This is a genomic window from Listeria weihenstephanensis, assembly GCF_003534205.1.
GTDB lineage: Bacteria > Bacillota > Bacilli > Lactobacillales > Listeriaceae > Listeria_A > Listeria_A weihenstephanensis.
This window is the reverse complement of record NZ_CP011102.1, coordinates 950,463-965,413: the sequence shown is the minus strand read 5'-3', so window position 1 is coordinate 965,413 and position 14,951 is coordinate 950,463. Positions and strand designations below refer to the sequence as shown.

9 protein-coding genes are annotated in these 14,951 nt (G+C 41.0%); 3 read left to right on the top strand and 6 right to left on the bottom strand.

Going from position 1 to position 14,951, the window contains the following annotated elements; genetic code table 11:
• Positions 1 to 53 precede the first annotated feature (53 nt).
• The 3 genes from UE46_RS04605 to UE46_RS04595 all read right to left on the bottom strand — a co-directional run bounded on the left by UE46_RS04605 (position 54) and on the right by UE46_RS04595 (position 3,185).
• Entirely contained in the window at positions 54 to 371 is a 318-nt protein-coding gene (locus UE46_RS04605; protein ID WP_036063289.1) for an immunoglobulin-like domain-containing protein, read from the bottom strand.
• Between the two features lie 2 nt (positions 372 to 373).
• Positions 374 to 2,422 (bottom strand): immunoglobulin-like domain-containing protein, encoded by a 2,049-nt coding sequence (locus UE46_RS04600; RefSeq protein ID WP_036063290.1) that lies wholly within the window; start codon positions 2,420 to 2,422, stop codon positions 374 to 376.
• A gap of 91 nt (positions 2,423 to 2,513) precedes the next feature.
• Positions 2,514 to 3,185 (bottom strand): helix-turn-helix domain-containing protein, encoded by a 672-nt coding sequence (locus UE46_RS04595; RefSeq protein ID WP_036063291.1) that lies wholly within the window; start codon positions 3,183 to 3,185, stop codon positions 2,514 to 2,516.
• A gap of 344 nt (positions 3,186 to 3,529) precedes the next feature.
• On the opposite strand from UE46_RS04595, the gene UE46_RS04590 reads away from it, so the two are divergent.
• Positions 3,530 to 4,168, top strand: coding sequence for a Crp/Fnr family transcriptional regulator (locus tag UE46_RS04590; protein ID WP_036063292.1), 639 nt, complete (start codon positions 3,530 to 3,532; stop codon positions 4,166 to 4,168).
• Between the two features lie 71 nt (positions 4,169 to 4,239).
• Here UE46_RS04590 and ltrA read toward each other — a convergent pair whose 3' ends face one another.
• A complete protein-coding gene (gene ltrA, locus UE46_RS04585; RefSeq protein ID WP_036063293.1) occupies positions 4,240 to 5,628 on the bottom strand; it encodes a group II intron reverse transcriptase/maturase in 1,389 nt (462 codons plus the stop codon).
• A 496-nt stretch (positions 5,629 to 6,124) separates the two neighbouring features.
• Entirely contained in the window at positions 6,125 to 11,479 is a 5,355-nt protein-coding gene (locus UE46_RS04580) for a toxin Cry1Ac domain D-VI-related protein (RefSeq protein ID WP_233230986.1), read from the bottom strand.
• A gap of 431 nt (positions 11,480 to 11,910) precedes the next feature.
• Here UE46_RS04580 and UE46_RS04575 point away from each other — a divergent pair, with 431 nt between their 5' ends.
• Positions 11,911 to 12,549, top strand: a complete 639-nt coding sequence (locus UE46_RS04575) for a Crp/Fnr family transcriptional regulator (RefSeq protein ID WP_036063296.1) — start codon at positions 11,911 to 11,913, stop codon at positions 12,547 to 12,549.
• Between the two features lie 150 nt (positions 12,550 to 12,699).
• Here the strand turns inward: UE46_RS04575 and UE46_RS04570 are convergent, their stop codons facing one another.
• Positions 12,700 to 13,350 carry a GntR family transcriptional regulator gene (locus UE46_RS04570; RefSeq protein WP_077912612.1) on the bottom strand — a complete coding sequence of 217 codons (651 nt, stop codon included), beginning with the start codon at positions 13,348 to 13,350 and terminating at the stop codon, positions 12,700 to 12,702.
• Between the two features lie 142 nt (positions 13,351 to 13,492).
• On the opposite strand from UE46_RS04570, the gene UE46_RS04565 reads away from it, so the two are divergent.
• The gene (locus UE46_RS04565; protein ID WP_118907434.1) at positions 13,493 to 14,941 is read left to right on the top strand and encodes a helix-turn-helix domain-containing protein; all 1,449 of its coding nucleotides are present in this window, start codon (positions 13,493 to 13,495) and stop codon (positions 14,939 to 14,941) included.
• Positions 14,942 to 14,951 lie beyond the last annotated feature (10 nt).

Below are 14,951 nucleotides of genomic sequence, written 5' to 3'. Positions count from 1 at the left end.
TATTTTTAAAAGGGAAACTCTGATCAGCTTCCCTTCGTTATTTTGTTAAAAGTCTACTCTGAAATGGTTACTTTTTTTTCCGCTAATTTCTTATTATCTGGGCCATAACCATAAAGCACCACTACATCGTCAGCTTTAATTTTCTTGTCTAAGGCGTAGAATTTGTAAGTGCCATCCGCCGAAATCGTTCCACCGTAATGCATTTTTCCGTTAACTGAAATTGCTATCTGCTTGATATGACCAGTCAGCGATCCCTTGATATTTGTATCTGTCAGCTTCAAATCGGCGGTTTTGATATCGTCTGCATAGAGGGCTTCGATTTTCAGCGTTTTGGATGTTAATAATCTGCTTTTCGCATCATAAAAATTCATCGTTACTTGGGCATCTCCTTCGTGATTTTGTCTAAGGCGTAGAATTTAACGGTGCCATTCACGACCTCGCCACCCCAATATTTATTGCCGTTCACAACAATACCAACTTGCGCAATAGCTTCACCTGTATAGGTTGCTTTGATATAATTGTCGCCTAGTTTGTAATCCGCCAGGGCAACTTCCCATGCTGACTTCACTTGAAGCGGAAAACTGTGTTTGACCTGTTTCGCGTCATCATACAAGTTCACCGTGACCACATCACCGACCTGCGTTATTTTATCTAAGCCATAAAATTTGAGCGTCCCACTCTCCACTGTTCCACCGTAGTAGCGTTTGCCATTAACATCGATGCTCATTCCTGTTGCAGCGCCCGTGTATGTCCCTGTGATATATAAATCGCCAAGTTGGTACGTCGCGGCTTGCCCCACAATCGGAATCATCGCAGTTAATGCTGTTTGAGCCTTATTGATGCTTGCTTCCAGTTCTTCTTTTAACGTGATATCTGTGATGTCTGCCACAAACTCCAGCGCGCGGTCGATTTCTGCTTGTGTGAGCGCAGGCTTGATATCATTTACCGGTTTGTCATCTTGGAAAAGTTCATTTACTGCCGTTTTCGCTGCAAGCTCTGCGGCAAGTCGTGCATCTTCTAACGCTTCTTTTTGAGCCGTTAACTGTTGTTTGGCCTCGTCCAGTTGCGCTTGGAGTTCTGCTTTTTTCACTCTGTCCATGACACTATCCACACGTTCCTGAGCGGCTTCAATCGCCGCGTCATCCGTAGTTACTTTAATCGTCCCTGCAACGTCCTCATCGATAAAAAGCTTTTGAATTCCTGTTTCCGCTTCTTGTTGGCGAGTCCTTTCTTCTAGTCCTGCTGCCTCACGTGCCTCCAATTGCCCGTTCGCTTCATCCAGTTGCAACTGTAATTCTGCTCTAATCGCGGAATCCACTACCGCATCAATCAATGTTTGCACGTCCGCAATCGCTTTTGCATCTGTCGCTGCGTTGATAACATCCGCAGAGTTTCCATTTTCAAAAAGTGCGTTCAAAGCCGATTCCGCTAGTTCTTGACGAGCTTTATCCGCGTTTTCTAAGACCTCAAGCTCAGCTTTTGCCCTATCCAATATTGTTTGTAACTCTGCTTTTTTAGTCGTATCTTGTATCACTGCAATTAGATTTTGAACGTCATCAATCGTATACACCGTGACTTCTGGCAACAATTCGCCATCTGGATTTTGATCTACAAACAAGTTGCTCAGTGCTAATTCTGCAATCGCTTGATTTTCCATTTCCTCATCGGCTTCTTTTTGAATTTGGGCAACGGATTTCACGAGGTTTAAAGCACTCATCGAATGATTTCCGTTAACATAGGCATACGTCACTGTCCCCGCATCCATTTTGTAGAATACTTTCGTTACATCTGACGTAGCGGTAAATGTGATCGTCCGTGGTGTTGTTTTCGTTGTTGCCGTTCCAAGGTTCGTCTCGACCGCAGTCGTTTTATTGCTTGCTATCACTTGATTATTACTATCTGTAACACCAAACTCAGTGGTGGAACTGAATAATTCCAAGGTCGCGCTACTTTTATTTCGAGTCTCATTACCAGTCAATGTATACTCTTTTCCAGGAACCGTTCGGACTTCTTGGTGGGCAATATACGCCACATTATTTTCCTTAGCATTCGTTGTTAACAGGTTCGCTGAATTTATAAGAAAAGCTATGGTGGTACCCTTCACGGTTGGACTCGCTCCTGCCCCACCTAAACCAACTACGGTCCCAGCTGTAAAATAATTATTAGCGTCCACTGCCAACGTTGCGCTTCCTGAAATCGTCGTGCCTTTTTGATACTTCCACGGCCCAGTTGCATAGACGATACCAGTACGCTGATCTATTAAACTTGGGTTATCGACAACATATGCTGCGGGGGTAACCTCTGGATTTTCCGCTGCCAATCCTTTTCCAGCTAGTATTTGAAATGGCGTCATAACAGTCGTTCCGAGTAGAGATAAAATGGCTAAGGTACTCATCATTTTTTTCATGTTCGTTTTTTTCATATATTCTTATTTTCCTACTTCCTTCTATATTCCCCTTTTTGACAAAAAATTAAAAATATTTAATTAAAAATAATTTCACATCATTATCTATCTAGGCCATCTTGATGAAGAGTTGTTGTTGCTCATTGGTAAAAATCAATTGTTCTTTTTCGAGCGACGTTAAAACCGTGCTTAGTGTCGTCCTGCTTATCCCCATATAATTCGCTAATATCTTCCTTGTGAAGCATGTCGGTATTTTGATAAAGCCATTGCAAACTTCTCCAGTACCGTACCAAAGTGCTACCGAACGAAGGGATAATAATACTTTCTCCACATTCATTTCTCCCATCGATGCAATTTTCTGGGTGTAGCGATCATAAATCAACCGCATATAATTATAATGATACAGGTATCCTTCTTGAATATTCATGACTTTTGCGATCACATCGGTAAGTTCAAATTTCCAAACGACAAGTTCTTTACTTAAGGCTACGGCATGAAAGTCTGTGTTTTCTAGTTGTTTACTGTGATGTAACCCAATAAACCCGCTCTCGCTAGCGAAATCAATAATCTGCGAATTAAGCACAAGCGCTGATACGCCATGTTCAATAGCATAAACAAAATCGGTTTCTTCTACTTGTAACATCAATTCTTCTGATTTTTTGATAATCAGCTGCTCTTTTGGAATGGAGAATATTGTATCATCGAGTAAAATTGGTAATAGTTTCTTCGGGTTGAAATCTTCTTGGATGGCATCAATTGCGTACAGTTCTTGTAATTCCATTACGTTCGCCTCCTATAATAATAATAACAGCTAAAAATCAATCAACCTTTTTACAATTTTGCACGTTTTATCGCGATTTGTGTCGAAATCTTGAACTTTGCTCTTTTTTTCACTCACAGTTGTTAATTCTATTTAATCATGACTGGTGGATTTTACATATTCATGTTTGTCTGAGTTCTAGACTTTTATGAGAATCGCATTTCCCTTCCATAAAAGTCTAGAAATACACGTATTCCGTTCTCATATCTGTCTGCTTTTCTGACAATCTTGAATTTGCTTCTTGGTATATTCATGGTTTAATGGTTATAGAGGCAAAAGCCGTAAGAAATTAGGAGGAGATACTCATGTCAACAAATACACAAAATCAAACAGGAAATTTACTAGCATCTTTACTCGAAATAAATATCCCCAGCGAAAAGATGATTTTACTGAAAAACGACAAAATCGAGCTAACATCTATAAATAAAGAGCCGTACATCTTCATTATCGTATCTGGTGTCGTTGGTATTTCCTCTAATACAAATGCTATGATTGACTTTGCTGGTGAGGGTGATTTACTAGACTACAACGCTTACTCTAGCTATTTATCTGGCCAGGCATTAACAGATAAAGTGACTATATGGAGATTTGGTCAAATGGATATATTTACTCAAATTGCGCAGAATCCAGTCATTCAAATGCAGCACTACCACATGTTACAGTCGATTCAACGTCGTTTAGAGCAGAAACAAATACATGCCACACTAGATACCAAAAATAAAATTGCAGTGTTCATTCATACGTTAGCAGTACGCTACAATACAAAAGTGGACAATCAAGGTATGTTGGAATTACCTCACTATTTTTCAAGAAGAATGATTGCGAATTATGCTGGCGTTAGCCTTGGTACATTGACAACGCACTTGCAACAATTAGCGGTAGAAGATCGTGTAGTTTTCAACAAGCATGTCATTCTTATCAGTGAAAATAACGGTGTTTTATAATAATCGAGTAGGAGGAGCCGTTAGGCTCCGACCTCTCACACCACCGTACGTACCGTTCGGTATACGGCGGTTCAATAGCTTGAGTGTAGTGCCTCGTATCTTTTGGAGATGTCCTTATATCCAATCGATACGAGGTATTTATCTGTCAGTGTACGATGTAAAATGCCACTGCTCGCAATACGCCAGTAGCCTTTTCGAGTATTCGCCCATTGCCAAGCTTGATGCTTATCTGTGCCTAGTTGTCGCAGGCGACTGAATCTCGTTCGTACTCTTTTCCATTGCTTCCAAATATATTGTCTGATTCGACGTCTTAACCAACCATTTATTTCTGAAAGAAATACCTTCATGGATGCAATACCATAGTAATTAATCCATTCTCGTGTTACGCGATCCAATTCTTGGAATATTGCTTCTACGGATCTACCTCTATTTCGTTTGGTGATCCTTTTCAACTTCTCCTTGAATCGCTTTTTGGCCTGATAATGTGGGCGTAGTTTAACGCCGTTTGCTGTCGGTAATAGACAGAAACCTAGAAACTTTCGTTTCGTTGGGCTACCCACTTGGCTTTTCTCAAGGTTTACCGTCAGGTATAGCTCCTTCTCCAAAAATGTGGTACAGCTTACCATGACTCGCTCTCCTGCACGCTTACTACAAACGTAGATATTACAGTCGTCTGCGTAACCCACGAATAGGTGCCCTCGTCGCTGTAGCTCTTGGTCGAATGCGTGTAGATAGATATCGCTGAGAAGCGGAGATAGGTTGCCACCTTGTGGTGTTCCTTTCTCTGTTTCTTGCCTTTCCATACCTACCATGACGCCACTTTGTAGGATGCGCCGAATAAGGGATAGTAGCTGTTTATCCTGGATATGCACTTCAATAAAGCCCATCAATTTATCATGATGTACGGTATCGAAGTATTGCTTCATATCAATATCTACCACATACTTATAGCCCGCTTCATAGAAGCTTTTTGCCTTCCGAATGGCTTGGTGTGCATTTCTTTTTGGACGGAAGCCGTAACTATTATCAGAGAATAATGGGTCAAAGATGGGTTCTAATATTTGTGCAATGGCTTGTTGTATCAGTCTGTCCAGTACACAAGGAATGCCTAATTGGCGCTTCCCTCCATCCGCTTTAGGAATCAGAACACGCTTGACTGGTTGCAGTTTATACTGCCCTGTACGCAGTTGTTCTAGTATGCTTTCTCGGTGGTCGCGTAGATACGGAAGTAGTTCATCTACTGTCATCCCATCGATTCCTGCGGCGCCTTTATTACGGACTACTTTCTGATACGCAAGGTTCAGATTATCTCGATGAATAAGTTTATCTATCAGATTTTCTACACCATCTTGTCTGCCAATTTCACCAGAAAGAATACTATGCGCTTCGTCATAACTTTCGGCTTCCAGCCTATCCTTTTGATGATAGCTCGATCTCTCGATTTTCTGCAGTGAATGCATCCTCTCCACCTCCATTGTTTTCAAGATTGACTATTGTTCAGCCCTTCATATCAATAAAGTTGATACTACTATGGCGTCTGCTGACTTCTTGTGATTCAAAGGACCATCACTTGATCCCCTTGCTTCTGTAGGACATGCCGTCCTTCTTGACGGAAGCCCTCACAAGACCTCCCCAGGTAAGCGCAAATACTTTCCTCCCATGTAGCCACTGCATTTACTGTGGAAGATTCGGGCAGTATTGGACTTTGATTTGTTTGGCAATCTCATCCGTCTTCGCACAGCCTTCTATGCAATTTCTGTTCGTCAGCTCGGGATTTTGCCGCTGGCTTCCTTCAGATTCTACGCACGCGTTGGACACCCTTGCCTTGAGCTAACAGTTCCTACTGCCAAGTCTGTAGTGGACTTTCACCACCTAGCATTTGCGCATGCTGGGCGCACTAAAAAGATCACAATTAAGCTAAGCTAATTGTGATCTTTTTTGTCGTTCTAAAAATACTTATTCAGAGATAGTTACTACTTTTTCGGCGATTTTCTTATTATCTGGGCTGTAGCCGTAAACGATAACTTCATCTGTCGCTGTGATTTTTTTGTCGAGTGTGTAGAATTTGTACATGCCGTTTGCTGCGATCGTCCCACCATAGTACATTTTGCCGTTCACAGAGATTGCTACTTGTTTGATGTCGCCTGTGAATGTACCTTTGATGTTTGTATCTGTTAGTTTCAAGTCTGCAGTTGTTACCTCACCTTCGTAAGCTGCTTGAATTTTTAGCGCTTTCGATGCTAGTAGATTGTTACTCGCATCGTAGTAATTCATAGTAACTACAGAATCTGCGGATTTGATTTTGTCTAGGGCGTAGAATTTGATGTTACCATTCGCAACATCTCCACCCCAGTATTTCTTGCCATCTACAACAACGCCTATTCTTGTTACATCGGAGTTATTGTATGTTGCTTGGATGTAATTTTCACCAAGTTTGTAATCAGCAAGTGTGACTTTCAATGGTTCTACGACTTGTACTGGGAATGAAGTTTTGATTTGTTTGTTGCTGTCGTATAGGTTGACTGTCACTACATCGCCTACTTGTGCGATTTTATCCAAACCATAGAATTTCAATACGCCATTTTCTACTGTTCCGCCGTAGTAACGTTTACCATTAACGTCCACACTCATACCTGTTGCAGCTCCTGTGTATGTGCCTGAGATGTAAAAGTCGCCAAGTGTATACTTCGTTGCTTGTCCAACGATTGGAATGATCGCATCTAGTTGTGTTTGTGCTTTGGCAATGCTTGCTTCTAGGGCTGCTTTCGTTGCTGGATCTGTTACCGCAGCTACCAATTCTTTCGCTTGTTTGATTGTATCTTGTGTCAATGTTGTTGCAATGTCATTGGCTGGATTGTTGCCTTGGAATAACGCGTTGACTGCTTTATCAGCGGCTAAGCGTTCTGCTTCGGCTTTCTCTGCTGCTTGACGTTCTGCCAATTGTTTCGCGGCTTCGTCTAGTTGTGTTTGTAATTCTGCTTTCTTCGCTTCATCTGTTAAAGCGTTGATCACTTTTTGTGCTGCTGCAATTGCTGCCTCGTCTGTTGTTGGTTTGATCGCATTATCGGAACCGAATAGGTCTTCAACTGTTTGTGCAGCTGCATCAGATGCTTGGCGCGCTACTAATTGTTTCGTTGCTTCGTCTAGTTGTGTTTGTAATTCTGCCTTCTTCGCTTCATCTTTTACTTCGTTTACGAGTGCTTGTGCTGCAGCAATTGAGGCTTCGTCTGTTGTGCTATTGATGACATCATTCGCATCGAATAATGCTTGTACAGCTTGTGTTGCTTTTTCAGCGACTAAACGTTCTGCTTCAGCTTTCTCTGCTTCTTGACGTTCTGTCAGTTGTTTCGCTGCTTCGTCTAGTTGTGTTTGTAGTTCTGCTTTTTTCGTTTCGTCTGTTAGGGCGTTGATCACTTCTTGTGCTGCTGCAATCGCTGCTTCATCTGTGGTTGGTTTGATCACGTTATCGGAACCGAATAGGTCTTCAACTGTTTGTGTGGCTACTTCGGATGCTTGACGTGCTATTAATTGTTTCGCTGCTTCGTCTAGTTGTGTTTGTAATTCTGCTTTTTTCGCTGCGTCTTTTACTTCGTTTACAAGTGCTTGTGCGGCTTCAATTGCGGCTTCGTCTGTCGTGCTGTTGATAACTGTATCCGCATCGAATAGTGCTTGTACGGCTTGTGTTGCTTTTTCTGCTGCTTCTCGTTCTGCCAATTGCTTCGCTACGTCATCTAGTTGTGCTTGTAGTTCTGCTTTCTTCGCTGTATCTGTCACGGCATCTACAAGTTTTTGTGCATCGGCAATCGCTGCTGCATCTGTTGCTGGTTTGATGTTATTCGTTGCGTCTACGAGGTTTTTAACTGCGTCGCTTGCTGCATCTTGGCGTGCTTTTTCTGCTGCTACAAGTTGGTCCGCAACCATTTGTTCTGCTTTTTCAATTTCTTTGAGTAACGCTTGTTTTGTCACAACGTCTTCGATACCGTTGACTAATTTCTTCGCGTTATTGATTTTTTGTTGTGTAATATCTGTTGCCGTGGCAGTATGTGCGTCATTTGTGAATAATTTATTCACGGCTGCTGTTGCTTCGGCTACGGATGTGTAAACGCGGATTTCAATGGAACTGTTTTTACCATTGGCAAGCGTCGCGGTGATGACTGTTTTACCTGCGCTTAAACCGACTATTTTACCTGTCGCGTCAATGCTTGCAATTTCGGGATTAGATGATGTCCATGTAGTTCCTAGTTTGCTGGCTGTAATCGCATCTAATTGTACGCTTTCCGTTGTTAAGATGGTACGGTTTCCGCTGTTGATTGTGACCGTGGCACTTGCTTCTGCCGCAGATGCTGCTGCCTCGTCTAAGAATGCTTGGGCTTTATCGATTTCTGCAAGTAAAGCATCTCTTAAATCGCCATTTGGCAATTTACTCACGGCTGCTTCCGCACGGTTAATCGTTGTTTGTGTTGTTGTTGTTGTTTTGATTGCTGTATGATCTGTCGTTGTGAATAGATCGTTAACAGCTTTCTCTGCGGCTGCGCGATCTGCTAATAAATCGGTAGCTTTCGCAAGTTCTGTTTCCAATGCGCGTTTTACTGCTGGATCGGTTACTAAATCAAGCAATTCTTTCGCTTTGTCTAGATCTGTTTGGATAGTTGGATCTTTCAATGCTAAATGTGCACTACTACGGAATAGATCATCAATCGCTTTTGTTGCTGCGTCTTGACGAGCTTTTTCTGCCGCCACAATAGCTGCTTGTTGCTCTGCTAATTGACGTTTCGCTTCATCCAATTGTGCTTGAACGGCTGCTTTTTCAGTTGGATTCGTGATTGCGTCTACTAATTTTTGAGCATCTGCAATGGCTTTTTCATTCGTTGTTGTTTTGATCGTTCCAGTCACATCATTATTGTTGAAAAGTTCTTTCACGCTCGCTGCGGCTGCTTCTTGACGCGCTACTTCTTCTGACGCGGCTAGTTCATTCGCTGCTAATTGACGTTTTGCTTCTACGATATTCGCTTGTAATTCTGCTTTTTTCGCTGGATTCGTGATGGCGTTAACCAATGCTTCTGCGGCTGTAATTGCGGCTGCGTCCGTTAGAAGTTTGATCGTACCATTTACGTTACCGCTGTTGAATAAGTCTTTCACTGCTGTTTCAGCAAGAGCTTGACGGGCATTTTCCGCTTGTTCTGCAGCTTTTTGATCCGCCAATTGTTGTTTCGCTGTGTCTAGTTGTGCTTGTAGTTCTGCTTTTTTCGCTGTATCTGTCACAGCATCGATGCGTTTTTGTGCATCTTCAATCGCTTTCTCATCTGTTGTTGCTTTGATTGTTCCAGTTACATCATTGTTGTTGAAAAGCGCTTTAATGTCTGTCGCTGCCGCTTCTTGACGGGCTTGTTCTGCGGCTGTTTCTGTTGCGGCTGCTTCACGAGCTGCTAATTGACGTTTTGCTTCGGTGATATTCGCTTGTAATTCTGCTTTTTTCGCTGTATCTGTCACAGCATCCACACGTTGTTGTACGCTCGCAATTGTTTGATTGTCTGTCGTCGCTTTGATCGTTCCAGTTACGTCATTGTTGTTGAATAGCGATTTGACTTCCGTTGCGGCTGCATCTTGTCGTGCTTTTTCTGCCTCGCGTGCTGCCAATTGCGCTTTCGCTTCATCTAATTGACCTTGTAATTCCGCTTTTTTCGCTTTATCTGTCACGGCATCGACACGTTGTTGTGCATCTGCAATTGCTTGCGCATTCGTTACGGTTTTGATCGTTCCAGTCACATCATTATTGTTGAAAAGCACTTTGATTTCTGTTGCCGCTGCTTCTTGACGTGCGCGTTCTACAGCTGCTTCACCGTCACGATCTTCTAGTTGGCGTTTCGCTTCGTCTAGTTGTGCTTGTAATTCCGCTTTTTTCGCTGCATCTGTCACCACGTCGATACGCTGTTGCGCACCCGTAATTGCTCCAGCATCTGTTGTCGTTTTGATTGTACCTGTTATATCATTATTGTTGAAAAGTGCTTTGATTTCAGTTTCTGCTGTTTCTTGACGCGCTGTTTCTGCGGCTATAGCTGCGTCACGCGCTGCCAATTGACTTTTCGCTTCGTCTAGTTGCGCTTGTAATGTTGCTTTTTTCGCTGTATCTGCCACACCATTAATGAGTGCTTGTGCATCTGCAATGGCTTTGGCGTCTGTTACCGTTTTGATTGTTCCGGTTACATCATTATTGTTGAATAATGCCTTCACTTCAGCTGTTGCTGCTTCTTGACGCGCTGTTTCTTCTGCTACCGCTGTTTCACGGGCTGCTAATTGATTTTTAGCTTCGTCTAGTTGTGCTTGTAATGCTACTTTTTTCGTTGCATCTGTTACAGCATCGATACGTTGTTGCGCACCTGCAATGGCTTTAGCATCTGTTTCTGTTTTAATAGTGCCCGATACATCATTATTATTAAATAGAGCCTTTAACTCAGCTTCTGCATCTTCTTGACGCGCCGTTTCTGCGGCTATGGCTGCGTCACGCGCTGCCAATTCACTTTTCGCTTCATCTAATTGTGCTTGTAATGCTGCTTTTTGTGTTGCGTTCTCTACTAAATTAATTTGTTTTTGAACATCAGCAACCCAAGCATCTGTTACGTTTGGTTTTATTTTACCATCTGTACTAATTAAGGTCGCTACTGCTTCTTTTGCTAATTGATTGTCCGATTTACCTGTAGTGAAGTCAGTTAGATTTAATGTTTTAACTACATTTAGTGGTGAAACTAACTGAATCATAATACGTGATGTAGTTTCTGTTGCAACGAACGTATGTGAAGCAACTCCACTTCCTGTTGAAATTTTAATATCTTCCGCAACATTAGCAGGTGTAATGATTCCTAGCCAAAAATGACTAGTTGCTGTTGCTGTGGCTTGCGAAAAGTTTGTCGACACTGTATATTCCTTACCAATTTCTGTAGGTATTTTCTGTGCTATCATAAAGTTACCTGATGCACTATATACCGATAAATTGCCTTCTCCAGTACTACTTAGTCGCTTCGTTGGTGCAACTGTACTTGATACGCTACCACTACTTTCTGTGAATACATAAGTATCTGCGGCCAAGTTTGATGTTTGCGTTCCAGTGGTCCAATTTTTCAGTTTCGCCGACGTAGCTGTTGATACTCGTTCAATTGATGTTGTCATTAAATTCGGATTGCTTAACTCAAAATAAGGTGATACAGTAACTTCCTTCTGTACAGCGTATCCTTTTGTCGATAATACATTTAATGGTGTTAATACCGTTGTTCCTAACATAGAAGCAATGGCCAGTGTACTAATTACTTTTCTCATTTTCATGTTTTTCATGTGTTTTAGTTTCCTTCTTTCTTTTTGGTTTTTGTCTCCCTGAAAATCACATATTTTTCTAAATACTCAATCAAATAACTACCTACTATTTTTTAGTTAGCCTCTAACAAACTTCTTAGTTTCCGATAGTAATAACTATTAGGTAAGTTTATCAGGGATAGGTTTTACATGATTTTCATCATAGCGACCTCCTATAAACATCATAACAGCTAAAAAACAAGCACCCTTTTTACAATTTTGCACGTTTTGCCACAATTTGTGTCGAATTTTTGAACTTTATTTTTTTAATTCTGCTTTGATCATTCATTTCTGTCCATTTCGATGACAATAATGAATTCCTCAATTTCGGTATTCGTGGTTTAATGGTTATAGAGGCAGTTAACGAAACGCCATAAAAAATTGTAGGAGGAGATACTATGAAAACAAATACATTAACTTTAGATACAAAGATACAAGCTGGGAAGTTCCTTACTTCTTTAATCGAATCAGATATCGCCAAGGAAAGATTGGACTTAAAAAAGAATGACAAAATCGAATTAACGGCAACGAACAACACGCCTTATATCTTTGTGATTGTAGCTGGTGTTGCTGGTATTTTCTCCAATACAAATGTAGCGATCGATTTTGCTGGCGAAGGGGATTTACTGGATTACAATGTGTACTCTAGCCAACTATTTGGAAAAGCTTTGACAGACGAAGTGACGGTTTGGAGATTTGCACAGAGTGATGTATTTAACAAAATCGCGCAGAATTCAGAGATTCAATTACAGCATTACCATATGTTACAGACGATTCAACGCCGTTTAGAAAAGAAGCAAACACAAGCAACTTTAGATACGAAAAATATGATTGCAGCGTTTATCCACACATTAGCGACACGTTACAATCCAAAAGCAGATGACCAAGATATGATCGAGCTACCAAGATATTTTTCAAGGAAAATGATTGCGAACTACGCTGGTGTTAGTCTTAGTACGCTAACTACACATTTACAACAATTAGCAGATGAAGATCGTGTACTCTTTAATTCGCGCGTACTTCTTATCAGTAAATAAACCACAAAAAATAGCCCTTCATGTAGTCTTATCTACACCAAGGGCTATTTTTGTACAACTATTTACTATATCAAAAAAAATCCCACAAATCGCGATATTATAATGGCATTATCCCACAGAAAGCGCTACTATAAGAAGGAGTGGAGTGGACTAATCTATTAATAACGAAATATAATATTGATACAATTGCTGGATCACATCGGTTGCCCGATCATAATCTCGATCTTCTAACGCCATTAAAAGAAGTCCCACAGCCTCTACTGTACATTGGGCTGAAGTCAATAAAAACTTCTTACCAAATATATTATCAAATTCTGTCAACTGATTATTAATCGCTTTTAAACTTTTACCTAAAATACGCATTTTCGCCTGCTTGCAAAGTTCCAAATAAAACTGCTCACACGAAACTACATAGGACTTATAATCACCATTTTCAAGTCCCATCTTCATACTTTCTAGCGACTGTTTAAGCGTTTTTTTCGAAATTGGAACGTTCATCTCTTTTAGCTTCTGGATAATATACTCCATGTTTAAAAACATGATCTGAAATCTACCCGAATAATAAAACTCTTGACCATGCGTTTCCTTCACACAATACATATTCGTTGAAATCTCGTTCAGCAGTCCTCTTTGACACAACAATATGAGCGCTTGCTCGGCGATATTACTCGACACACCAAATTCAGCTGCCAAATTTTGCACCTCAATCGTGTCGCCTATTTTGTATTTCTGGCAAAGAACATCGGCCTTAATAGCTGCGTATATCTCATCTGCGACTCGTTCATTGTTTAATATCATCATTATTACCTGCTTTATCTCATATTGTTCTCTCACTCATTGTAAACGATATGCGCCAACTAAAAAAGGGCGATATGTCTCAAACTTGACTTTGGGCAACGGCAAAAATAAGAAGTTTTATAACTCAAGAAAGGATGAATGCATCATGAACGGTATTTTAGAAAAAGATAAGGAACGGCAATTGCTCATTATTAAAGTCCTGTTATCTGATTATAAAATCTGGGATCGTCAAGAAATTTGTGAGCGCGTGAATTGCTCTAAAAAAACACTTGCGCGTGATATTAAAAATCTAGATCTTGCATTGCCAGACAAATGGCACCTCGTCAATACAATCGAGGGTATCTGTCTTGAAAAACCACTCGATGAAAATTTTATTCACTTGTTTTCTGCTTTCTTTTCCGAAACCTATTTATTCCGACTATGTTACGATATTTATGATGAAAAAGAGCTTTCACTTGCCGCGTGGTGTAAAGAAAATTTCGTTAGCCCAGCTACCATCTATCGCAAGCTAGCACCTGTTGATCGCTATTTGGAATCCATCCATTTGAAGCTCGAGAATAAGCCACTACATCTCATTGGGAAGGAATCACAAATCCGTTTTTTATACTATGATCTCTTTTTTAATGCTTATCCAGCACGCGATCTTTTCTTTATTGATATTCGTTTTGAAATCATTGATAGCTTTATTGAGGATATTATGAGAAAATTGGATATATATTTCTCACCAGCTGCTAAAATTCAATATGCCGCGTGGATTGGGCTTTCCTTAACACGAATCAAACGAGGCTATCCAATTGATATTCGCGGAGAACGGACAACTAAGACATGGGAAATTTTTAATGCCAAGAACGATCTTGTAAGTAGTTTCAAAATGCTTGCCGATGAACTGCAAATTCAGATTTCTGAAGCGGAATCAATCTTCATCATTTCCTGTATTTTCTTTTGCTCCAAATCGTATACAAGCGAGGAGTCTAAGGCTTATCGAATCAAGGTTTGTAAGGAAACAACACCCGTTACATACCAGCTCGTAGAATCTATCTTTAATGTTCTACCTCAGACCGGCTGGGACGCAAATGACCTACTAGTGAGCCTCATCGATACATTCGCCATGTTTCATGCCGTGGAATGTCCGCTTTTCTTGGCACAAGAACGTTTTTTAATCACGGAAGAACATGTTTTATCCCCTGATTTAGAACGGGAAATTGCGGCTATCTTTCATAAGTTCTCCAAAGAACCGATGTATGCTTATCTACATGAAAATCAGGATGTTTTGATGTATCGTATCGGAATTAGTATCCAAACTGCGATAGAACGCACCAATCGACCTCCTACTTTAACCGCTAAAATTTTCTCGCAAAACGGATTTTTATGGGAGGATCTTGTGAAGAAGACAATTCGCTCACGCTATTCAGTGCAGCAACTCATTATTGTCGGCGGTGGGCATCCGCAAGCTGATTTTATCATTACCGATCTACCACTTCCTCGTAGTGAGATTCCGCAACTTGTCTGGAATACGAATCCAACATCACGCGATTGGCAGATGCTTGACGCCTATTTAGACGCTAAAACACATCAAGAAGATGAACTACTTTAAACCAAAAAAA